This is a genomic window from Clostridium ljungdahlii DSM 13528 (genome assembly GCF_000143685.1).
GTDB classification, from domain to species: Bacteria; Bacillota; Clostridia; order Clostridiales; family Clostridiaceae; genus Clostridium_B; species Clostridium_B ljungdahlii.
The window spans coordinates 584,521-607,126 of the sequence record NC_014328.1; the positions used below are offsets into that span (position 1 = coordinate 584,521).

At 29.7% G+C, this 22,606-nt stretch carries 20 protein-coding genes; 18 read left to right on the top strand and 2 right to left on the bottom strand.

The window, feature by feature from the left end; all coding sequences use genetic code 11:
* Positions 1 to 73: 73 nt before the first annotated feature.
* Both tnpB and tnpA read right to left on the bottom strand, forming a co-directional pair.
* The gene (tnpB, locus tag CLJU_RS02650; protein ID WP_013237221.1) at positions 74 to 430 is read right to left on the bottom strand and encodes an IS66 family insertion sequence element accessory protein TnpB; all 357 of its coding nucleotides are present in this window, start codon (positions 428 to 430) and stop codon (positions 74 to 76) included.
* Entirely contained in the window at positions 420 to 800 is a 381-nt protein-coding gene (tnpA, locus tag CLJU_RS02655; protein WP_013237222.1) for an IS66 family insertion sequence element accessory protein TnpA, read from the bottom strand. Before tnpA ends, tnpB begins: the two co-directional genes overlap by 11 nt.
* A 473-nt stretch (positions 801 to 1,273) precedes the next feature.
* Here tnpA and CLJU_RS02660 point away from each other — a divergent pair, with 473 nt between their 5' ends.
* The 18 genes from CLJU_RS02660 (at position 1,274) to rfbC (ending at position 21,913) form a co-directional block, all read left to right on the top strand.
* Entirely contained in the window at positions 1,274 to 1,909 is a 636-nt protein-coding gene (locus CLJU_RS02660) for a sugar transferase (protein WP_049781906.1), read from the top strand.
* Positions 1,910 to 1,954: 45 nt separating this feature from the next.
* Positions 1,955 to 3,109, top strand: a complete 1,155-nt coding sequence (cps2T, locus tag CLJU_RS02665; protein WP_013237224.1) for a beta 1-4 rhamnosyltransferase Cps2T — start codon at positions 1,955 to 1,957, stop codon at positions 3,107 to 3,109.
* Positions 3,110 to 3,179: 70 nt separating this feature from the next.
* Positions 3,180 to 4,295, top strand: a complete 1,116-nt coding sequence (locus CLJU_RS02670; protein ID WP_013237225.1) for a glycosyltransferase family 4 protein — start codon at positions 3,180 to 3,182, stop codon at positions 4,293 to 4,295.
* Entirely contained in the window at positions 4,279 to 5,427 is a 1,149-nt protein-coding gene (locus CLJU_RS02675; protein WP_023162742.1) for an O-antigen polymerase, read from the top strand. Before CLJU_RS02670 ends, CLJU_RS02675 begins: the two co-directional genes overlap by 17 nt.
* Positions 5,427 to 6,155 carry an acyltransferase gene (locus tag CLJU_RS02680; protein WP_013237227.1) on the top strand — a complete coding sequence of 243 codons (729 nt, stop codon included), beginning with the start codon at positions 5,427 to 5,429 and terminating at the stop codon, positions 6,153 to 6,155. Before CLJU_RS02675 ends, CLJU_RS02680 begins: the two co-directional genes overlap by 1 nt.
* Before the next feature lie 13 nt (positions 6,156 to 6,168).
* On the top strand, positions 6,169 to 7,965 hold the full coding sequence (locus CLJU_RS02685) for an asparagine synthase-related protein (protein WP_013237228.1): 1,797 nt from the start codon (positions 6,169 to 6,171) through the stop codon (positions 7,963 to 7,965).
* A gap of 15 nt (positions 7,966 to 7,980) precedes the next feature.
* On the top strand, positions 7,981 to 9,435 hold the full coding sequence (locus CLJU_RS02690; protein ID WP_013237229.1) for a capsular polysaccharide export protein, LipB/KpsS family: 1,455 nt from the start codon (positions 7,981 to 7,983) through the stop codon (positions 9,433 to 9,435).
* Positions 9,436 to 10,494, top strand: coding sequence for a UDP-N-acetylglucosamine 4,6-dehydratase (inverting) (gene pseB, locus CLJU_RS02695; RefSeq protein WP_013237230.1), 1,059 nt, complete (start codon positions 9,436 to 9,438; stop codon positions 10,492 to 10,494).
* Between the two features lie 16 nt (positions 10,495 to 10,510).
* Positions 10,511 to 11,701, top strand: coding sequence for a UDP-4-amino-4,6-dideoxy-N-acetyl-beta-L-altrosamine transaminase (gene pseC, locus CLJU_RS02700; protein ID WP_013237231.1), 1,191 nt, complete (start codon positions 10,511 to 10,513; stop codon positions 11,699 to 11,701).
* Positions 11,702 to 11,709: 8 nt separating this feature from the next.
* Positions 11,710 to 12,894 (top strand): GNAT family N-acetyltransferase, encoded by a 1,185-nt coding sequence (locus CLJU_RS23265; protein ID WP_013237232.1) that lies wholly within the window; start codon positions 11,710 to 11,712, stop codon positions 12,892 to 12,894.
* 7 nt (positions 12,895 to 12,901) lie between these two features.
* Positions 12,902 to 13,954 carry a pseudaminic acid synthase gene (gene pseI / locus CLJU_RS02710; protein WP_013237233.1) on the top strand — a complete coding sequence of 351 codons (1,053 nt, stop codon included), beginning with the start codon at positions 12,902 to 12,904 and terminating at the stop codon, positions 13,952 to 13,954.
* A 9-nt stretch (positions 13,955 to 13,963) separates the two neighbouring features.
* Complete coding sequence (pseG, locus tag CLJU_RS02715) at positions 13,964 to 14,968, top strand: UDP-2,4-diacetamido-2,4,6-trideoxy-beta-L-altropyranose hydrolase (RefSeq protein WP_013237234.1); 1,005 nt, start codon at positions 13,964 to 13,966, stop codon at positions 14,966 to 14,968.
* Between the two features lie 25 nt (positions 14,969 to 14,993).
* Positions 14,994 to 16,424: an oligosaccharide flippase family protein gene (locus CLJU_RS02720; RefSeq protein ID WP_013237235.1), complete on the top strand. Its 1,431-nt coding sequence runs from the start codon at positions 14,994 to 14,996 to the stop codon at positions 16,422 to 16,424.
* A 52-nt stretch (positions 16,425 to 16,476) separates the two neighbouring features.
* Positions 16,477 to 17,844 carry a mannose-1-phosphate guanylyltransferase/mannose-6-phosphate isomerase gene (locus CLJU_RS02725; RefSeq protein ID WP_013237236.1) on the top strand — a complete coding sequence of 456 codons (1,368 nt, stop codon included), beginning with the start codon at positions 16,477 to 16,479 and terminating at the stop codon, positions 17,842 to 17,844.
* Between the two features lie 53 nt (positions 17,845 to 17,897).
* The gene (rfbB, locus tag CLJU_RS02730) at positions 17,898 to 18,953 is read left to right on the top strand and encodes a dTDP-glucose 4,6-dehydratase (protein ID WP_013237237.1); all 1,056 of its coding nucleotides are present in this window, start codon (positions 17,898 to 17,900) and stop codon (positions 18,951 to 18,953) included.
* A gap of 422 nt (positions 18,954 to 19,375) precedes the next feature.
* Positions 19,376 to 20,278 (top strand): glucose-1-phosphate thymidylyltransferase RfbA, encoded by a 903-nt coding sequence (gene rfbA / locus CLJU_RS02735; RefSeq protein WP_013237238.1) that lies wholly within the window; start codon positions 19,376 to 19,378, stop codon positions 20,276 to 20,278.
* A complete protein-coding gene (rfbD, locus tag CLJU_RS02740; RefSeq protein ID WP_013237239.1) occupies positions 20,275 to 21,159 on the top strand; it encodes a dTDP-4-dehydrorhamnose reductase in 885 nt (294 codons plus the stop codon). Before rfbA ends, rfbD begins: the two co-directional genes overlap by 4 nt.
* A 187-nt stretch (positions 21,160 to 21,346) precedes the next feature.
* The gene (gene rfbC, locus CLJU_RS02745) at positions 21,347 to 21,913 is read left to right on the top strand and encodes a dTDP-4-dehydrorhamnose 3,5-epimerase (RefSeq protein WP_029170085.1); all 567 of its coding nucleotides are present in this window, start codon (positions 21,347 to 21,349) and stop codon (positions 21,911 to 21,913) included.
* Positions 21,914 to 22,606: the final 693 nt, after the last annotated feature.

Genomic DNA, 22,606 nt, shown 5'->3' on the forward strand with positions numbered 1-22,606 from the left:
CTTTACTATTTTTTATATCTATTATTATACCATGAATTTCTATAAAACCGCATGATTTCAGATTTCTCTGACACTAGAGGGCATTTTGTACATCTACCTTTTTTACAGCCTTCGGCTGATTCAATGACAGTCCTTCCAGGAGCCACCGAAATTCCCGGGGAGTTATGCATTTTACTGCCTGTGCATCCTGGGGCCACTGAAAACGTCCATTTTCTAATCTTTTATAAAGAAGTACAAAGCCATCACCCTCCCAATATAATGCCTTCATTCTGTCTCTTTTCCGACCACAGAACAAAAATAAGCTATTTTGGAATGGATTCAGCTCAAAATTCTGCTGTACAATTGCAGCAAGTCCATCAATGGATTTTCTCATATCTGTATATCCAGTTGCAATATATACCTTCTCTGCTTTTGAAATATCACCCAACATTTTTGAGCACCTTTATAACATTCTGAATTAAACTCTCCGAGGCACTGTTGTGAATTTCAAGTACTGCAGAGCCTAAATGGACAATAACATCAGCTTGAGATGTTTCTGAAGAAACATAATCTGTATCTGTAGAGATGGCATTAGATATTTTGGACATATCCATTGGAACTATTTGTTCCTGATGGTTTATTGAAGGCAGTGCTTTACAGGCAGCCGCACGTATTTTCCTTAACCAGTAGTAATAACTGTTTGTCTTAATTCCATTATTCCTGCACCAAGAAGATACATTTTCTCCACTGTCCATGCATTCACGTATAGTCTTAATCCATTTATTCATTCTATAATCCTGTGTTGTTTTTTGTACATCCATTTAAAATCTCCTATTAAAGTTTTTCAAGTTAACTTTAAAAACTTTAAAACTTATTTTAGAAGATTATCTCACATTTTTTAAACACTTTCTATCCAACTTCTTATTTGACGCTTACCTTAGATTTTGGAAATACCGAGCTTTAGACTTATTAAAGTTTTTAAGGTGATGAAATTTGTTAGTATATGGCTTATATAAGTTGATTTTTTGTTTAGAATTACTGCTAATTGGTGGTTATTTTTTGCCTAAGATTTCATACTTTTCTAGACAAATTGCAGTATATATCTACCCCAATTTGACAAAAAATCATAGTTTAGTATTTTTTCATTAAACTTGACAAAACTGCTTATATTTTAAACTTGTTTATACTCAAATATCACATTATTATTAGATATGAGGGGGTTATGTAGACCTAATTAGTAAAAAAAGGTGGGGATTTTCCATTGAATGGGCTGCAAATCGAATCTATTAAAATAATGGTGAAAAGTATGGAGAAATATGAAAAAAGTGCTGGCTATCATTTTCTTAAGAGAATTATGGATATAATTTTGTCTTTTATTGGAATTATTGCCTTTTTTCCTATTATGTTTGTAGTGGCAGTTACAATTAAGCTTGATTCTAAAGGCCCTATTATATTTTCACAGGCTAGGGTGGGAAAAAACGGTAAAATTTTCAAAATGTACAAGCTAAGGTCTATGACCCATGATGCAGAACAACTTTTGGACAACCTTCAACATAAGAATGAAATGACAGGACCTATATTTAAAATAAAACAAGATCCAAGGATTACAAGAGTGGGAAGGTTTATAAGAAAAACCAGTATTGATGAGCTTCCACAGTTGTTTAATGTGATAAAAGGTGAAATGTCACTGGTAGGTCCGAGACCTAATCTTCCGAAAGAAGTTGCAAAATTTACTTCTCAGCAGAAAATTAAACTTTTAGCAAAGCCAGGTCTTACATGTTACTGGCAAGTTATGGGCAGAAGCAGCATTGATTTTGATGAATGGATGAAACTAGATTTGAAATACATAAAGGACAGGAGCACGCTTTTAGATATAAAGTTAATATTTAAAACTTTAGGTGTATTTTTTGGAGATAAAAATGCAAGTTAAGAACTAAAAATATTAGATAAAATTTGCTAAGGTGGATACAAAAAAATGAAAAATATTTTTATTATAGGTTCAAAAGGCATACCTGCAAGATATGGTGGTTTTGAGACATTTGTTGATAAACTTACTTTTCATAAAAAAAATATTGATATTAAGTATCATGTAGCATGTTTGGCAGAAGATGAAAAAGAGTTTGAATATAATAATGCACGATGCTTCAATGTTAAAGTAAAGAATATAGGAAGTGCTAGGGCCGTTCTATATGATATAAAGGCATTAAAAATGGCTGAAAAATATATAAAGAAAAATAATTTAAAAGATTCTATTATTTATATACTAGCTTGTAGAATAGGTCCCTTTTTAGCTTTTTATAAAAAAAAATTAGAGAAGCAGGGCATTAAAGTATATGTTAATCCTGATGGACATGAATGGAAAAGGAGCAAGTGGAACAAAGCAGTAAAAGCATACTGGAAATATTCTGAAAGACTAATGGTAAGGCATGCAGATTTTTTAGTATGTGATTCACTTGGAATTGAAGAATATGTAAAGGAAGAGTATAAAGAGTATAATCCTAATACTACATTTATAGCTTATGGTGCAGATATCAAAAAATCAACTTTACCAGATGGTGATCCAAAGCTATTAAATTGGTTTTATAAAAATGGTATTAAATCTAAACAATACTATTTGATTGTTGGAAGATTTGTTCCTGAAAATAATTATGAAGTTATGATTAGAGAAATTATGGCATCAAAAACTGATAAAGATTTAGTTATTATAACTAATGTTGAAAAAAATAAGTTTTATGATGAGTTATTATTAAAAACCCACTTTGATAAAGATAAACGTATAAAGTTTGTTGGTACAGTTTATGATCAGGAGTTAATTAAAAAAATCAGAGAAAATGCCTATGCTTATATACACGGCCATGAAGTAGGGGGAACAAATCCTTCCTTATTAGAAGCTTTAGCAAGTACTCAGTTAAATTTACTTGTAGATGTTAATTTTAATAGGGAAGTTGGCAGGGATGGAGCTATTTACTTTAAGAAAAGTAGGGGTGACTTGTCAACCTTAATTAAAGAAATAGATAAATTGGATATAAGTAATATTAATAAATTATCTGAAAATGCTAAAAATAGAATAATTAGTAGTTACTCATGGAATAAGATTGTAAACGACTATGAAGAATTATTTGGTATTTAGGCATTTGAAAGAAAGTAGGCTAGCATATTGACTAGTTATTTCTTTGAAAATGTCTTATTAGGGGGAATTTATGAAAATAGGAATTGATGCACATGTTATAGGTGATAAATCCGGAGGTAATGAAACATATTATAGAAATTTGATAGAGCAAATAACTAAATTAATTACAGATGAAGAAATTTATTTATATTTCAATGATTTAAAAAAATCATCACTTATTAATATTGACAATGAAAATAATATTAAAATAAAAAGTTTTAAGACTTCTAATGCAGTTAAGAGATATATGAAGTATTTACCGGATTATGTGCAAAAGGATAAACTTGATGTACTTCACTTACAGTATTTTCCGGCAATAAGGAAAAAGTGCAAGATTATAGGCACTATACATGATATTTCTTTTGAACATTATCCACAGTATTTTACTAAAAAAAATTTATTGATGAATAAGATTTTGATACCTGCTTTGGCAAAACAGGCTGATAAAATTTTAACTGTTTCCAATTTTTCAAAGCAGGATATTAGCAATAAATATGGAATTGATCCTGATAAAATTGTTGTTACGTATTTAGCTGCCAGTGAAAAATATAAGGTTATAAAGAATTATGAATTATTATCACAAGTCAGGAAAAAATTCAACATTAATGGAGAATTTCTTTTAACTGTAGGAAATCTTCAGCCAAGAAAAAATTTAAGCAGATTATTTACTGCTTATATCAACTTGAGAAATAAAAAAATGATTGATGAAAAACTTGTTGTTGTTGGTAAAAAAGCCTGGTTATTTAACGATATTTTCAAGTTTGTCAATGAATCAAAATATAAGGATGATATAATTTTTACGGATTATGTGTCAGAAGAAGATTTAGCATTACTTTATAATGCAGCTAAATTATTTGTATATCCGTCTGTATTCGAAGGCTTTGGACTGCCGCCTTTAGAAGCAATGTCATGTGGAACCCCTGTTGTTACTTCAAATATTACTTCTATACCTGAAGTAACAGGAAATGCAGCAGTTTTATTTAATCCATGGAATGTGGAAGATATGGAAGAAAAAATTGTTACTACAATAAATAATAAGGATATGATCAATAAATTAAGTGAACTGGGATTAAAAAGATCACTGGATTTTTCTTGGAAAAAAACTGCCCAAATAACATTGGAGGCATACCATGGAATGGTTACTTAGTATTTTATTTGTTACACATCAATTTTTCGGGGGTAATTTTGACCTCTTTTATATAATGGCTTCGTTATTGATATTAAAAGATATCCTTTTTTTTAGATATCGTAATATATCAACTACATTTATATTTTTACTGCCCATAATCATTATATATATACTCCAAATTCTTATGCTGCATGATTTGAATGTTGAAAAAGGAATAGCATCTGTAGGTAAGATGTTCTTATGTTTATATTTATTAAATACAGTAAAAAATAATTTTAGCAGAATTGATGTTACTAAACTATATAAATATGCTGTGTTACTATTGATGTTACTATTTGTTATCAGCTTATTTGTGAAAACAGATGTTTTTTGGATATTTAATGATTTAACTAATAAATTCCTTACAACCAGATTAAAACTTTTATATATAGAGCCTAGTGAATTATCATTTCATGCTGCAGTTTTAGCCTTATTTATCTTATTTTACAATAATAATTGCGAGAAGCTTTTTATAAACTATGAGAATTTATTATATTTAGTTATCCTTTTAGTAATTATGGCATATTCAGGTGGTTTAGGTGGAATTGTACTAGTTTTATTTACAGTTATATTTATATTGGGTCGTGATAATTTAAAAAAATCTACAGTTGGAAGAAAAATTATATATATATATGTAATCCTATGTATGATTCCAATAATTTTTATTTTCGTTAACTATTTTCAGAGTTCTATAGTATTAAGGCTTCAAGCTATTATGAGCGGATCGGATTCTTCTTTTAACTATAGGGTATTTAAAGGATTTAATGGAATGAAAGCATGTTTAGAGTCTAATCCATTTTTAGGAATTGGCTTTGGAAATCTAAACACGGATTATTATGAATATATGTTGCTTTCATATGGATTAGTAAGTAAGATAGCGAACTCCTTTATGTATGCAATAGCAGAAGGAGGATTATTACTTTTATTTTATCTGGGCTGCCTTTTTGTTTATATGTGGAAACATATTAATAAGGATACTTTTAAATATGCACTATTAATATTCATATTTTTATATCAAATAGGAGGAGGATATTTTACCAATCCAATTAATTGGATTATTTATGGAGTAATATTAAGTAATAGTGCTAAAGAAAGATCAGAGGTGTCATGATGAAAATAAAAAATTTCTTATTAATGCTTGTTCCAATAAGTAGGCTAAAAATATATTTATACAATAAATTATTGCATTATAAAATAGATAAAAGCTGCAAAATTGGATTTTCTTATATTGATGCTGTTTATTTTGAATTAGGAAGAGGAAGTGTTATAGGAAACTTCAATTTAATTAAGAATTGCAGCAGAATAGTAATCAAAGAAAACTCTACAATATTGAAGTATAATTTTTTCAAAAGTTGTAAGAATGTAATTGTTGGAAGTAATACAGTAATTGTAAGAGATAATAAATTCTTACACAATAATAATGTAGGACTTGGATTTGGGGGCAATATTGTTATTGGAAGTTTTACTACTATTGTTAATAAGCATTATTTTGACTTAACAGATGATATTTATATTGGTGATAAGTGCACAATTGCAGGTAATGGCACTGAATTTTGGACACATGGATTTGATCTGGAAAATAATAGAGTTCAAGGTGAAATTAAGTTACTGAACAATATATATATTGGGGCAGGTGTAAAATTTAACTTTGGCTTAAAAGTAAATAGTAACAATGTTGTAGGAATGGGCAGTATATTAACTAAATCAATTAATTGTGAAGGATATTTAATAGGTGGCATTCCGGCAAAACCAATATCAAAATTGAATAATGACAAAATTGGTTACAAAGAAATAGGCACTATTAATAATAAGAAGGTATATAGAAAAATAGTTGATTAATGGAGGAGATAACTTGGATATAGGATTACAGGATAATTTATTTTTTCTAAATTCTTATGATAGTAATGTAGAGTTAAATGGCAAATTTATTGGAGAGCAATATAATTTTAGTAATATAAAAAAAGATAGGTACAATATATATTTCACTAAAACAGTTGAATATTTTAAACATAAGGATAGATATGAAATCCTGTTTTTTTCCAAGAGCAAGTATGATATAAGAAAATTATTTGAAAATTTAAGCTTTATAGATATTAGTGTCTGCAAAGAGTTATTTAATTATTTATTATATAAAGTTGACTATGCAATTATTATTATAGATAAAGTAGAAGATAAAATATATAGTTTCAGAACACCAAATGGTGTTGTACCTATGTATTATTTTTATAAAGATGGCACATTGGTTATGTCAATGCATGTTCATAGTATTGCAAAAGCTATTAAAAAGGTTGAAATTAGTAATTTTGCAATTGAACAGCTGTATGTGATGGACTGTTTAATGGAGCCATATACGTTATACGAAGGTGTTTATGAAATAGGCAGAGTATATATTTATGAATTTAACTTAAATAACAATTCTTTAAAAAAAGAAAAAGTGTATAGTTTCAAGTATGAAATTAACAATAATATGAGTTTGGAAGAATCAATATCAACTTTAAAAAATAAAATAATAAAATCTCATCAAAAACGAGTAGGTTCAATTAATGGAATAATGTTGTCAGGTGGTATAGATTCTAATGTTATGTGTTATGCCTTAAAAAATTGCACAACCAGTTCGCTGGAATCATTTAATGTATCAGTGAAAAACCAAAAAAATAGTGAAGCTCCATATGCGAAAAAAGTGGCAGATTATTTTGGATTAAAGCATAGGGAAGTGTTAATAGATCCATCTGATATTAATGAAAAAATATTGGAAGATATAATAAACCTGAATTTTCCTTACTGGGGTGTGATGTATATAGGAAGTATTTTCAAATCATTAAAGCTAAATGGATACAATATATTTACAGGTCAGGACACAAGGCTGCACACTCCATACGTTAATATTTTAGATGATATGATATTTAGAAATAAAATTAGTTCTAAAGTACTTCCTTTTTTAGGTAAAAAGCTTGCAGCTTTAAAGTTCAATAAAAAAATTACAAGAGCTCTGGAGAGATGTAAGGATGCTGAACATATGGAGAAATATTTGATTAAATATTTTTTACATTGTTCAATAGATAACAATAATGTAAACAGCATGTTAAAACAAGAGATAAAAGAGAATATAGAATATGAAAAGTTAAGCTATCAAGAGTTATTTAATGAAATTACATGGTTAAGATGGGGTCAGCAGTACACAGATGACATTAAATATATGGATAGTCTATGCAATCACTACTATAATACATGCCAATTTCCCTTTTATGATATTAAGTTGGCAGAAGTCAGTGCTTCCATACCATTTAAATATTCCAACAAGAGATATATTGGCAAATCAGGGTTCGGAAATGGATTTACAATAAATAATAAATATTTACTGATGAGAATGTTAAAAGATGAAAATGTACCTATTAATTTAGCAGGAAGAAAAAAAGCAGTTTCCAGTACAATTCATTTATATTTTAACGATCAATTTGGAAAGATAGTAAAAGGTAGGTTAAATGATAGCACACTATTAAATAATTCGACAATCATCAATTTAGGACTAGATAAATTAATAAATCAATTTTGTAGTGAAAATAGGATTTATGGTGATATGGATTATAGCTATTTGATAAAAATATATAATGTATTTGTTTTAGATGTTTTGAAAAGTTATATAGAATAGATGGATGTGAGTAAATTGAAAATTTTATATTTAACTAAGCAGGCACCCAAAAGAGAATACACTATTTCTAAAGAAATATTGTCTGATAATGAGAACAGCTTTGCTGACAGTTGTGTGTTTAGTTACCGCAACTATTTAGATGTTTATGAATTAAATAAGAAAGAAAAGGTATTTAGAAACATATATGACTTTACGGAATTTTGTAAGACATCCATAGGGGAAAGTGTAAATATAGATGATGAACTGTATAAATTTGAATTAAATTATAATTTACCAGTAAATAAGATTTTATATGCAGATAGGCTTGTGATAAATTACAGTGAAAATCATAGAAAACAAATTATATATATGCTTGTTAAGTTTTCTTTAATGCTGCTTGAAAAAACACAATACGATGTTATTATAGGTGAGCTGTCTAGTTCAAGTGATTTGATATTTTACTATCTTAGTAAGCATTTTAAAATAAAGTACCTGTTTTTTTGGCATGGCAGAATCAGTAACAAGATGGAATTTTCAGATGTATTGGGCAGACGTCATGGATTGAAAGAGCTTTATATTAATTATAAAAAGAATGGCTTTTCACAAGAGGAAAGAGAATATCTTAATAAATATTTGGAGAAATTTAAAAAACAAGCTGCACCTGATTACATGAAATTTAGCAAACAAACTAAGTTCAAAAATTTGTTTAGAAAGTTATATATGCAAAGTTTTGTAATTAGATTAAAAAAATATATGAAGTCCTATCACATAGATTTAAAATATTCAGCAGATCAATCTCCCAAAATATCTGAAAAAATAAACAAAAAACTTAAGAAAGTTGTGTTTCCAATAAAGTCACTATTGCTTAAGAGATACTACGATAATGTGAACTTAAATAAAAGATATTATTTAACACCACTGCATTATCAACCTGAATCCTCCACAATGACTTTTGCACCATACTATTTAAATCAGCTTGCATTTATAGAAAATCTAGCCAAGTCCATACCTGGTGGAACTTATATTTACGTCAAAGAACATCCTGCAATGTTTGCAAATAGGAAATTGTCATTTTACAAGGAGCTAAAAAAAGTACCTAATATAAAGTTAGTTCATCCTGAATTCAGTATGAATGCGTTAATAGAAAAATCTATGGGAGTAGTAACCTTGACCAATACAACAGGATATGAGGCTATAGTGAAAGATAAGCCGGTGTTTGTATTTGGAAATGTGTTTTATAATGAATACGATTACAGTTTTAAATGTAATAATTTTGAGGAATTTAGAGATAATATAATAACTGCATTAAGAGATTGGGATAGATGCGAGGGTGAGAGAATAAATAATAGAAATTGTTTTATATTAGCTTGTATAAGAAGCTTAAGAAAAGGGAATTTAAATAGCCACTTGCTTGATAAAAACTTTTTTAAAGATGAAAACATTAAAAATATAGTTAACAGCATAAAAGATGAAATAATAGGAGGACAATAAATGCTTAATGATAAATCCATTTTAATTACTGGAGGAACTGGTTCTTTTGGAAAAAAGTTTACTGAGATGATTTTAAAAAGATATAATCCTAAGAAAATAATTATTTACTCAAGAGACGAATTTAAGCAAGATTTAATGAAAAAGGATTTTATGCTAAGGTGCCCTGATAAAATAAATAAGATTAGGTTTTTTATAGGTGATATTAGAGATAGAGATAGGCTTTATAGAGCATTTAATGGTGTAGACTATGTTATACATGCTGCAGCAATGAAGCAAGTTCCGGCTTGTGAATACAATCCTTTCGAAGCAATAAAAACTAATATTGATGGAGCACAAAATATAATAGATGCAGCTTTAGACAGAGGGGTTCAGAAGGTAGTTGCACTTTCAACAGATAAGGCTGTTAATCCCATTAATTTATATGGAGGTACGAAACTTGTTTCAGATAAGTTATTTATTTCTGCCAATGCTTATTCAGGAGGAAATGAGACTGTATTTTCTGTAGTTAGATATGGTAATGTAGCAGGAAGCAGAGGTTCAGTTATCCCTTTCTTTCAGTCTTTAATTGAAAAAGGGATAAAAGAATTACCTATAACTGATTGCAGAATGACGAGATTCTGGATAACCTTAGAGGAGGGTGTTGAATTAGTATTTAAGGCATTAGATGAATCAAAAGGTGGAGAAACTTATATATCTAAGATACCTTCTTTCACTATAACTGACTTAGCTAAAGCAATGCTTGATGATGTTGTTATAAAAGAAATAGGAATTAGAGAAGGCGAAAAGCTGCATGAAATTATGATAACAAGAGATGATTCAAGAACTACTTATGAATATGAAAAACATTATATTATCTATCCTCATTTTGATTGGTGGAGTTTTGATAAACACTTTACATCTGGTGGAAAGCTAATAGAAGAAGGATTTGAATATAATTCTGGGAATAACACGCAGTGGCTTACAGTAAATGAGCTAAGACAGGAAATGTATAGATTAGGTATATTTGATGCATATAAAGTTAATGATATACATTATGATGAAGTAATGCCCACTAAATAGAAAGGGAAGATAATTAATGAATGAATTGGCAATCAATGGTGGAAGACCAATAAGGAAAACATATTTATCTTATGGAAGGCAGGATATAGATGAAGAAGATATAGAATCAGTAGTAAAAGTTCTAAAAGGTGATTTTCTAACCACTGGTCCTTCTGTGAGAGAGTTTGAAAAAAAAGTTTCAGACTATGTAGGGGCAAAGCATGCGGTGGCAGTTGCTAGTGGTACTGCAGCACTGCATATGGCTTGTTTTGCAGCAGGAATAAAAGAAGGTGATGAAGTAATAGTATCACCTATAACTTTTGCAGCTTCAGCTAATTGTGTTCTATATTGTGGAGGTACACCTGTATTTGCAGATATAGATCCTAAGACATATAACATAGATCCAAAAGAAATTGAAAAGAAAGTAACAAGTAAAACTAAAGCAATAATTCCAGTAGATTTTACAGGACAATCTGTTGATATAGATGAAATAAGAAGAATAGCAGGTAAAAATAATCTCATAATAATAGAAGATTCTGCGCATGCCTTAGGAAGTGAATATAAAGGTAAAAAAGTAGGTACAAAGGCACAAATGACAGAATTCAGTTTTCATCCGGTAAAACCTGTAACCAGCGGCGAAGGTGGTATGGTAGTTACGGATGATGATGAATTGTATAAAAAAATGATTCTTTTTAGAAGTCATGGAATAACCAGAGATAAAGATTTGATAACTCATAATGAAGGTCCATGGTACTATGAACAGATAGACTTAGGTTATAACTATAGAATTACGGATATTCAATGTGCTTTAGGTGCAAGTCAGATGAATAAAATAGATAAATTCATAAGCAGAAGAAGAGACATAGCTAAAACATATAATGAAGCTTTTAAAGATGTAGCTGAAATTACTACTCCTTGTGAAGCTGAATTTTCTAACTCAGGGTGGCATCTATATGTAATTAAGTTGAACTTGGAAAAATTAACTTGTACAAGAAAAGAAATTTTTGAAGCCTTGCAGGCTGAAAATATAGGAGTGAATGTACATTACCTTCCCGTATACTTACATCCTTATTACCAAAAGCTAGGCTATCAAAAGGGCCTGTGCAAAAATGCAGAAGAATTATATGAAAGAATGATAACTATACCGCTATTTCCTAAGATGACAGATGAAGATGTATCAGATGTTATAGATGGAGTTAAAAAAGTAATAAACTATTATAAGAGGTAGTGACTGAAATGAAGGTAGTTTGTATTGTACAGGCAAGGATTAGTTCTACAAGGTTTCCAGGGAAAGTATTAAAAGAGATTTGTGGTAAAACTGTTCTGGAGCACGATGTAGATAGATTAAGAAGAATAAAAAATGTAGATGAAATAGTAATAGCTACAACCACATTAGAAAAGGATAATGTTATTGTAAAAGAATGTGAAAAATTAAAGATAAAATGTTTTAGGGGTTCGGAGGATGATGTACTATCTAGATATTATTATGCTGCTAAAGAAAATAGTGCGGATGTGGTTGTTAGGGTTACATCTGACTGCCCGCTCATAGATAGTGAAGTTACTGAAAGTATAATTCAGTGCTATATGGAAAATAGAGAAAAATACGATTATTTAAGCAATACTATAGACAGGACTTATCCAAGAGGATTAGATACGGAGGTATTTAGTTTTTGCGCATTGGAGAAAGCTTTTAATGAATCAACATCTCAAAGAGACAGGGAACATGTAACACCCTATATTTGGGATAACGATAATATTTTCAATATTTTTCAATATAAAAATAAAATAGATTATTCAGATTTAAGATGGACACTAGATACAGAAGAGGATTTTAAGTTAATATCAATAATATATGAACAGTTTGAAGATAGAGATTATTTTGGTATGAATGAAATAGTAAAATTTTTAGAGAAAAACCCTGAAGTAAAAGAAATCAATAAGTATATAGAACAGAAAAAAATTGATGACAGCTTATTTTTGATACCTGCTGGTGAAGGCCATTGTGATTTAATATATGAATGGGTAAATGAGGATGAGGTAAGAAAAAATTCTTTTAATAATAGTGAAATACCATATGAGGAGCATGTAAATTGGTATTTTAAGAAATTGAAGGATCCGGATTGTTTTATCTATTTATTGGCCGATTCCAATAAAAACATAGGAATAGTTAGAGTTGAGAAAAAGGGAAATGAAAATGTAGTAAGTTATAGCATATCAAAGCAATTTCGTGGAAAAGGTTATGGATATAAGATTTTGGAAAAGCTTCAGGATAAGCTTATGAAAGAAAACAAGAATATTATACTGACAGCTTATGTTAAAAAAGAAAACATATACTCTGTAAAAATATTTGAAAAGTTACATTATAATTTGGTAGAAAATGATGATTATAATATGAAGTTTGAGAAAAATTTAAGTAGGTGAGATTTTAATGAACAAAAATATAAAAATTAAAAATTTTGAAATTAATGAAACTAGTAAAACATTTATTATAGGAGAAATCTCAGCTAATCATAATGGCAGTTTTGATAATGCAGTAAAGCTTATACATGCTGCAAAAGATGCAGGAGCAGATGCTGTCAAATTGCAGACATATACTGCAGACACTATAACTATAGATTGTTATAATAAATATTTTCAAATAAAACAGGGTACTTTATGGGATGGAAAAACTCTCCATGACCTGTACGAAGAGGCATATATGCCCTGGAAATGGCAGCCTGAATTAAAGAAAATAGCCGAAGAAAATGGTCTTGCTTGCTTTTCTTCACCATTTGATAAAACAGCAGTAGATTTTTTGGAAGATATGGATGTACCGGCATATAAAGTAGCTTCTTTTGAAATCACTGATATACCATTGATTACATATATGGCTTCCAAGGGAAAACCTATGATAATAGCAGCAGGTATAGCAGAAATCTCAGATATTCAATTAGCTATAGATGCATGTAAAAAAGTTGGCAATGATCAGATAATTCTTCTTAAATGTACTAGTGCCTATCCTGCTCCATTTGAAGAAGTTAATTTAAAAACTATTCCTAATATGAGAGAAACTTTTGACGTAATAGCAGGCCTTTCCGACCATACATTAGGAATAGAAGTTCCTATATCAGCTGTAACACTTGGAGCAAAAGTTATTGAAAAACACATAACACTCTCAAGGGCAGATGGAGGACCGGATGCTGCATTTTCTTTAGAACCACATGAATTAAAAAGTATGGTTCAATCAATTCGAAATACTGAGAAAGCTATTGGAAAAGTTAGCTATGAACTAACAGAAAAGCAGATGAAAAACAGAGCATTCACCAGATCTTTATTTGCAGTAAAAGATATTAAAGCAGGGGAAATTTTTACAGAGGAAAATGTTAGATCAATAAGACCGGGATTTGGATTACCTCCTAAATACATAGATAATATTTTAGGAAGAACTGCTGGTGAAAATTTACTAAAAGGTACTCCACTGCATTGGAAATATGTTAAATAGGGTGATTATATGGCTACAATTGCAATAAGAGCGGATGGTGGCTCTCAAATAGGCATGGGGCATATTATGAGAACATTGGTTTTAGCTAAGGAACTGGCGAAAACTAATGATGTTTTTTATTTATGCAGAATAGATAAACCCTTAAGTGGCAGGTATAGTTATGGCATAGAAAAAGTTAAAAATGAAGGCTTTAAAGTAATTACTATAGATGAAAATAATGTATTAGGGGAATTAGAAAGGATTCAGTGTGATTGTCTGATAACAGACAGTTATGATGTAGATGAACATTATTTTACTAAAACAAAAGAGTTATTTAAAAAGACCGGATATTTTGATGATATGAATTTATATCATTTTGATGTGGATTTTATAATAAATCAAAATATAAATGCAGAAGATTTAAATTATAATACTGACAAAAGGACAATATTATTTTTAGGACCTGGTTTTGCTTTATTGAGAGATGAATTTAGAAAATCAAAAATTAAGAAGGTAAATGAAGTTGTAAAAGATATTTTAATAACTCTAGGGGGGGCAGATTTTAATAATTATACAGCAAAAATTTTACAACTTATAAAAGAATTAAGATACAATTTTCATGTTGTAGTTGGACCATCTTTCAAATATATAGATGAGCTTAGTAACTATGAGAAAATGAACAGTAACATTAAATTACATTTTAACACAAATATGAAAGCTTTAATGGATAGGTGTGATATAGCTATATCAGCTTGTGGGAGCACGCTGTATGAATTGGCAGCCTGCGGAGTGCCTGCATTAGGATTGATAATTGCAGAAAACCAAAAGGAAATAGCTAAAAAAATGGAACAAGAAAAATTAATAATCAATTTAGGTCCTATAGATAAATTAAATAAGGAAAAGTTAGTAAATACAGTAGAAGAATTGTGCAGTGACTTAAATAGGAGAGAACAGATGAATTATAACCAGAGTATAGTTATTGATAAAAATGGAGCTGAAAAGCTTTGTAAAAATATTATGGTAGCAATCGGATAAAATAGTTAAGGCGGTATATATAGTAATGAAACTTAAGAAAATTTTTAGTAATGGTAGAATAAATATCTTATTAAAGTATTCTTCTATTAAATATATAGCATTAATTATTGCATTTTTAAAAGGAATAATTAATGCTGGGGCACTTGGACCTGAATTATTAGGTGTACTTGGCAATCTGCTGCTTGTTTTAAGCTATCTATCCTATTCTAATCTGGGAATATTGTATTCCATGAATAGAGAATATGTTATATATGAATCAACTGATGAGAAAGATAAAGCGGGTAAAGTTATTAGTACATCTTTTACGGCATTATTCATATTGTCAATATTATTAATAGCAGCTGGTATAATTGCTAAATTCATATATAAAGATAATTTAGGCAATTATATTTTGTTGGTTTTTATTATAGGAATTTTGGAGCAGTATAGAAGTTTCTATATTAATTATTATAGATTGGTTAATAAGGTTAGAAAGATAAATTTTATAGAGCTTATCAATAATGTATTATCATTTGTGTTAATAATCATATCTATAAAATATTTTAAAATATATTCTGTATTAATAGCTATGTTCATAGCGGATATTATAGTTTTTATCTATGGTTATAAAAATAGTGAAAGGATTAAACTGAGTATAGATAAAAAAGTTTTAAAAGATTTAATAATAGTTGGGGTTCCATTACTTATATATAATTTGGGATTTTATATTCTAACAACAGTTGATAGGTTGATGACAATTAATTTTTTAGGATACAGGGATTTAGGATACTACACATTTTCAAATCAGCTTGTGAATGGGACTATGGTATTCATATCTTCGGTTTTGTTTTTATATTATCCTAAAGTCATAAAGAACTTGTACATTAATGGAAATAATGACAGAAGGCAAATTTTAAAAAGAATAGAACAGTATACTAGGTATGTAGAAGTCTTAGGAGTAGTTTTATGTTTAGCAGGTATAATATTAATAAAACCTTTTACCAATATGATTTTACCTAAATATTCTGTAAGTATTGATATATATCGAATATTAGTTTTTGGTGGAGTTTTCAGCGAAATATCCTATTTTGCCAATGTTTTTACCGTATCAAATAAAAAACAGATATATTCAGTGTATCTGCAATGTTTAGCAACTGCAGCAGCAGTCATTCTTAATTATATTTTCATTAAATCAGGCATGGGGATAATTGGAGTTTCCTTAGCAACCTTGATGACCAATATATTGTATTCCATAATGCAGCATTTGATATATCTGAGGATATTAAACTTAAAAATAAGCTTCATAAGGAATACCCTAAAGGTATATCTAAAATTTACATCATTTACAGTTATATGTATAGCTCTTGGCTTTATAAATATAAATTTTATATTATATATTGTGATTCTTAGTATTATAACGTTTATTTTATATTATAGTAATTTAAGAAATATGATAATTGATATGGGAAAGTTATAGTAGTAACAAATGTATTAGATTAAGCAGCTGAATTAAAGGGAGGGTTGATGTAATGAAAGTAATAATCCTGGCAGGTGGAAGTGGAACAAGACTATGGCCGCTGAGCCGCAGCAGATATCCAAAACAATTTATTAAATTGCAAGGTAGTAAACCATCCTTATTTCAGGAAACCTTTAAGAGAAGCTTATTATTGGCAGGCTTAGATGATATATATGTAGTAACGAATGAAAAGTATAAATTTTTAGTAATGGGTGAAGTTGAAGAATTAGATTATAAATATAATGAATATAATATAATTGTTGAACCTGAAGTTAAAAATACTCTCCCTGCAATTTACGCAGGTGTTCATGAAATAGCTAAAAAGGGTAATGATACAGTAGTTGTTTTTCCTTCTGATCATATGATTATAAAAGGTCAGGAATTTGCAAATATTATTAAAAGTTCAGAAGCGTTAACTAAAGATTCAATTATAACTTTTGGAATTAAACCGAATAGTCCGAATACCGGATATGGGTACATTGCGCCGGGAAATAAAAAACTAAATGGATATGAAATAAAAGAGTTTAAAGAAAAACCCGATTATGAGACAGCTGTTACATATGTTAATGGGGGATATTATTGGAATGCAGGAATATTTATGTTTAATACTGAGATATTTATAAATGAAGTAAAGCTTTATGCTGAGAATATATATAATGCTTTTAAAAGTAGTAATACCATAAAGGAAGCTTTTAGCAAAATAGATGAAAAAATTTCAATGGACTATGGCATTATGGAAAAAAGTAAAAATATTGCGGTTAAACCCGTAGATATAGGTTGGAATGATCTTGGAAGTTTTGATTCTTTTTATGAAGTTTTTGATAAAGATGAAAATAGTAACATATCTCATGCTGATAGTATAATTATTGATTCAAAGGATAATTACATATATTCGGGAAAAGGCAAGTTAGTTGCAGCTGTAGGCATTAATGATTTAATTGTAGTTGATAATAGAGATGCCTTGCTTATTTGTAAAAAAGACAAGTCACAAAAGGTAAAGAAAATTGTAGAAACTTTAAAAGAAAGAAATGATAGTAGGGTAGAATATCATGTTCAAGATTACAGACCCTGGGGGAACTATAAAGTTCTAGAAGAAGAGAAAAATTCATTTAAAATTAAAAGGATTAAATTAAGTCAGGGTAAAAAGTTAAGTTATCAGATGCATTATTATAGAAGTGAGCATTGGATAGTTGTTAAGGGTATGGCAAAAGTTACAATAGATGATATAGAAAAGTTGGTATCTGCAGGAGAAAGTATTTTTATAAAACCTGGACAAAAACACAGACTTGAGAATCCAGGGAAGATACCTCTTGAAATTATTGAAGTTCAGATGGGTGATTATTTAGAAGAAGATGATATTGTAAGATTTGATGATGACTAAATTTGATATTTGAACTTTGTACTTTGTTCTTTAAAAAAGTGAGGGATACCTATATGAAAACATATCTGGTAACAGGAGGAGCAGGCTTTATTGGCTCTAACTTTATTCATTACATGTTAAAAAAATACTTAAATATAAAAATAATAAACTACGACAAACTAACCTATGCAGGTAACCTTGAAAACTTAAAGTTTATATCTAAAAATCCTAACTACATCTTCGTCCAGGGAGACATATGTGACAGAGAAAAACTTCAACAGCTATTTGAAAAATATGATATAGACTATGTGATAAACTTTGCAGCAGAATCTCATGTAGACAGGAGCATAAGAGATCCTGAAGTATTTGTAAAGACAAATGTTCTGGGCACTGTGGCACTTTTAGATACTGCAAAAAATGCATGGACTTTAGAAGGTGAATTTAAACAGGGCAAAAAATATCTTCAAGTTTCCACAGATGAGGTTTATGGGTCACTTGGGAAAGAAGGATATTTTACGGAAAAAACTCCACTGGATTCTCACAGCCCTTATTCTTCAAGTAAAGCGTCTGCTGATTTGATGGTAAAGGCATATTTTGATACTTATAAAATGCCTGTAAATATAACCCGCTGTTCAAACAATTATGGTCCCTATCAATTTCCTGAAAAACTTATTCCACTTGTCATAAACAATTGTGCAAATAAAAGAGATATTCCAGTATACGGTGATGGACTTAACATAAGAGATTGGCTTTATGTAGAAGATCACTGTAAAGCTATAGACATGGTTATCAATAATGGGAAACTAGGAGAGGCTTATAACATAGGTGGGCATAATGAGAGAACAAACATCTATATAGTTAAAACAATAATTTCATATATACACGACAATGTAGATCCTTATGTAGATGAAAATCTTATAAAATATGTCGAAGACCGAAAAGGACATGATAGGAGATATGGCATTGATCCTACAAAGATCAAAGACGAACTTGGATGGTATCCTGAAACAGAATTTGAGGATGGCATAATAAAAACTATAAAGTGGTACTTAGATAATAAAGATTGGATGAATAATGTGACTTCTGGGGATTATAAGAAGTACTATGACAGAATGTACAAAAACAAATAACAAAGAACAAATAATAGAATTTTGATTTAATATAAGAAAATTGCGAAGCACTTTTTATAGGACAATTGACAATTGACAGAGGACAGAGGACAGAGGACAATGAAGGTGAGCTTTCCTCCTTACGTCAGAAAACTAATTTATTTTTAAGCGATGTTTTTCATTAGCAAAACATCGCTTAAGCAGGCTCTAAAATCTGTGATTTTCAGATAATTGCTTGCTCAGAAAGTACTTCTTAGGAACAAAAAAACGTAAGTTTCTTTTAAATTAAAGATTTTTCGTAGTGTAGCGGAGAAAAATATTCCTTCATTGTCCTCTGTCAATTGTCCTCTGTCCTCTTAAAAATATTGCTTCGCAAAGTTTTTAAACTGCGAAAGTAGAACTCTTAACTATTAATTCTCAACTAAAAAAAGGAGGTGTTAACTTTGAGAAAGGGCGTAATACTGGCTGGTGGTTCTGGAACCAGGCTTTACCCAATGACTAAGGCAATATCTAAGCAGATTGTTCCAATATATGATAAACCTATGATTTATTATCCAATTTCTGTACTTATGCTAGCTGGGATACGCAATATTCTTATTATATCCACACCAAGGGATACAGGTGCTTTTAAAGAACTTTTTGGTGATGGAAGTCAGCTTGGACTTCACTTTCAGTACGAAGTTCAATATGAGCCAAAGGGACTTGCTGAGGCTTTTATAGTTGGAGAAAAATTTATTGGAAATGACGATGTAGTTCTTGTTTTAGGAGATAATATATTTCATGGATATGGTTTTACGGAAAGGTTAAGGGCCGCTTCAGACAGGCATAACTGTTCAACCATTTTTGGATATCATGTAAGCAACCCTGAGAATTTTGGCGTAGTGGAGTTTGATGAGAATTTTAATGTTATTTCCATAGAGGAAAAACCTTCAAAGCCAAAATCACATTATGCAGTACCGGGACTTTACTTTTACACAAATGATGTGGTGGACATAGCAAAGAATATAAAACCTTCTTCAAGGGGAGAACTTGAAATTACAGATATAAATAATGAGTATTTAAAAAGAGGCAAACTTAAAGTAGAGCTCTTTGGAAGAGGAATGGCCTGGCTTGATACTGGAACCCCCCAGGGACTTTTAAATGCCGCTAATTTTGTAGAGGCTGTTCAGACAAGGCAGGGACTTTATATAGCTTGTATAGAGGAAATTGCTTATAGAGAAGGATATATAGATGACAATCAACTGATAAAGTTGGCAGAGCCTCTTAAAAAAGTTGCTTATGGGAAATATATTTTAGGCTTACTTGATAAAAATCATCATTCATATTTTAGGAGTGAATACAATTGAAGATATTGATTACAGGAGGAAAAGGACAGCTTGCTGGGCAGCTCCGAGAAATTTTGGTTATGGGAAAATCTAAAATAAGAGCACTTGATAAAATTTACTCTGATGCTGAAGTAAAATTCACCAGTAGGGAAGAATTGGACATAACCAAATTAAATGATGTCAGAGACTTTATGGCTGATTATACACCAGATATAATTGTAAATTGTGCTGCCTACACAAATGTGGATAAGTGCGAAATTGATTTTGAAAATGCTTTTAAGGTAAATTCCCTAGGAGCTAGAAATTTAGCATTAGCTTCGCAAAATACAAAAACAAAACTTGTACATATTTCTACTGATTATGTTTTTAACGGCAGAGGTGCTATACCTTTTAGGGAATGTGACTTGCCTGATCCTATTAGTGTTTACGGAAAGACTAAACTTTTAGGAGAACAGTATATTAGAGAAAATTGCAGCAGGTATTTTATAGTAAGGACGTCCTGGCTATATGGTTTATACGGTAAAAATTTTGTATACACTATATTGAAAGTTGCAAAGGAAAAAGGGCATTTAGATGTGGTAAATGATCAGAGAGGTAATCCTACTAATGCAGAGGATCTGGCCTACCATCTTTTAAAGCTTGCTCTTACTTGTGAATATGGTATATACCACTGCAGTGGTAAGGGCGAATGCAGCTGGTATGATTTTGCTTGCAAGATTGTGGAATATGCGGGCATAGACTGCACTGTATCTCCTATGACTTCGGAAAAACTCAACAGGGCAGCTAAAAGACCGGAATTTTCTTCTCTTGATAATATGATGCTCCGATGTACTATTGGTGATAACATGAGGCACTGGAAAGATGCACTTAAATCCTTTATTAAAAAACTGAACAAAAAATAAATAACAAAGATGAAATATCAAATAACAAATAATGAAATTTTGCCATAGGCAAAATCAATATAATTATTTTCTGACACAGGAAGAAAATTTTCCTAATTTGATATTTGTTATTTGAACTTTAAGCTTTAATTTATATTTGAACTTTCAATTGTGCATTGTGAATTGAATAGGAAGGGACATGATTAAAATGGGTAAGTTTAATTTCGTAAAAACAGAAATAGAGGGAGTATACATAATAGAAACAGGTATTTTTGGAGATAACCGTGGGTACTTCATGGAAACTTATAATTATAGTGATTTTAAGGCAGTGGGACTTGATATGGTATTTGTCCAGGATAATCAGTCCAAATCAAAAAAAGGAGTCTTAAGAGGACTTCACTTTCAAAAAAACTATTCTCAAGGAAAACTGGTGAGAGTGGTAAAAGGTAAGGTATTTGATGTTGCCGTGGATTTAAGAGATGGATCCAGTACCTATGGAAAATGGATAGGGGTTACACTATCTGAAGAAAACAGGAAACAATTTTATATTCCAAAGGGATTTGCCCATGGATTTCTAGTTATTTCAGACGAGGCAGAATTTTGTTATAAATGTACGGAGTTTTATCATCCTGAAGATGAAGGTGGTATTATATGGAATGATCCTGATATAAATATAAAATGGCCTCTTGAGGGAATTGACAATATTATTTTTTCTGAAAGAGATAAGTTATGGCCTACACTAAAGGAGTGCAAAAATAATATAAAAAAGTGTTGACTTATATAAACGTTTACTATATAATAAAGTCAAGAAGAAAGATATAACTTCTTCTAGCAATCCTAACTCAAAGAGAGTACTAAGGAAATTGTTTTAAAGGAGTAGAAAGTTTAAAAAATCAGATATTAATACACTTATTTAGAACGAAAGTAAATATGATTAAATATTCACTGGAGTAAGTTATAAGGAATATCTGAAAAATACTTGTGAATATTTAATTTGTAAGAATGTTCAACAAGAATGTATGAAATTTGGTAAGTTTAAATTAAAGTGTTATGTAATAAAGAAGTGTAGTTTTAAAGGTAAGTATTTTGTTAGAAAGTTAATTGAAGTTTTTAAAAAGTGTGTTTGAAGAAAAATAATAAATTAAATTTTTATAGTGTATTAATACATTGTAATGGTAATTGAAAAAGGGTGATGAATATTCAGGTAAGATCAAAGTACTCAAAAGAGTTAGGATTTGCTTAACCACCAGTTAGTTATATGATAGCTAATTGGTGGTTTTAATTTTATTTAGAAAAGTTGAAAATATATTTAAATAATCACTTTAAAGCTGTGAGTTAATTTTATACAATTATCCTATTAATTTGAATTTAAGTTGAAATTATGATATAATGAATTATTAAAATATTTAATCTTCATATATAATTTGTTATATTCTATAATATTTATCAAAATATAGGAGTGGTGAGA

Bases quoted from the DNA above. Each gene is read 5' to 3' on its own strand.
- pseG (WP_013237234.1), top strand. From the start codon at position 13,964: ATGGCTACAATTGCAATAAGAGCGGATGGTGGCTCTCAAATAGGCATG.
- pseI (WP_013237233.1), top strand. From the start codon at position 12,902: ATGAACAAAAATATAAAAATTAAAAATTTTGAAATTAATGAAACTAGT.
- rfbB (WP_013237237.1), top strand. From the start codon at position 17,898: ATGAAAACATATCTGGTAACAGGAGGAGCAGGCTTTATTGGCTCTAAC.
- CLJU_RS23265 (WP_013237232.1), top strand. From the start codon at position 11,710: ATGAAGGTAGTTTGTATTGTACAGGCAAGGATTAGTTCTACAAGGTTT.
- pseB (WP_013237230.1), top strand. From the start codon at position 9,436: ATGCTTAATGATAAATCCATTTTAATTACTGGAGGAACTGGTTCTTTT.
- CLJU_RS02725 (WP_013237236.1), top strand. From the start codon at position 16,477: ATGAAAGTAATAATCCTGGCAGGTGGAAGTGGAACAAGACTATGGCCG.
- rfbC (WP_029170085.1), top strand. From the start codon at position 21,347: ATGGGTAAGTTTAATTTCGTAAAAACAGAAATAGAGGGAGTATACATA.
- CLJU_RS02675 (WP_023162742.1), top strand. From the start codon at position 4,279: ATGGAATGGTTACTTAGTATTTTATTTGTTACACATCAATTTTTCGGG.
- CLJU_RS02720 (WP_013237235.1), top strand. From the start codon at position 14,994: ATGAAACTTAAGAAAATTTTTAGTAATGGTAGAATAAATATCTTATTA.
- CLJU_RS02680 (WP_013237227.1), top strand. From the start codon at position 5,427: ATGAAAATAAAAAATTTCTTATTAATGCTTGTTCCAATAAGTAGGCTA.
- cps2T (WP_013237224.1), top strand. From the start codon at position 1,955: ATGAAAAATATTTTTATTATAGGTTCAAAAGGCATACCTGCAAGATAT.
- CLJU_RS02670 (WP_013237225.1), top strand. From the start codon at position 3,180: ATGAAAATAGGAATTGATGCACATGTTATAGGTGATAAATCCGGAGGT.
- pseC (WP_013237231.1), top strand. From the start codon at position 10,511: ATGAATGAATTGGCAATCAATGGTGGAAGACCAATAAGGAAAACATAT.
- tnpA (WP_013237222.1), bottom strand. From the start codon at position 800: ATGGATGTACAAAAAACAACACAGGATTATAGAATGAATAAATGGATT.
- tnpB (WP_013237221.1), bottom strand. From the start codon at position 430: ATGTTGGGTGATATTTCAAAAGCAGAGAAGGTATATATTGCAACTGGA.
- CLJU_RS02660 (WP_049781906.1), top strand. From the start codon at position 1,274: ATGGTGAAAAGTATGGAGAAATATGAAAAAAGTGCTGGCTATCATTTT.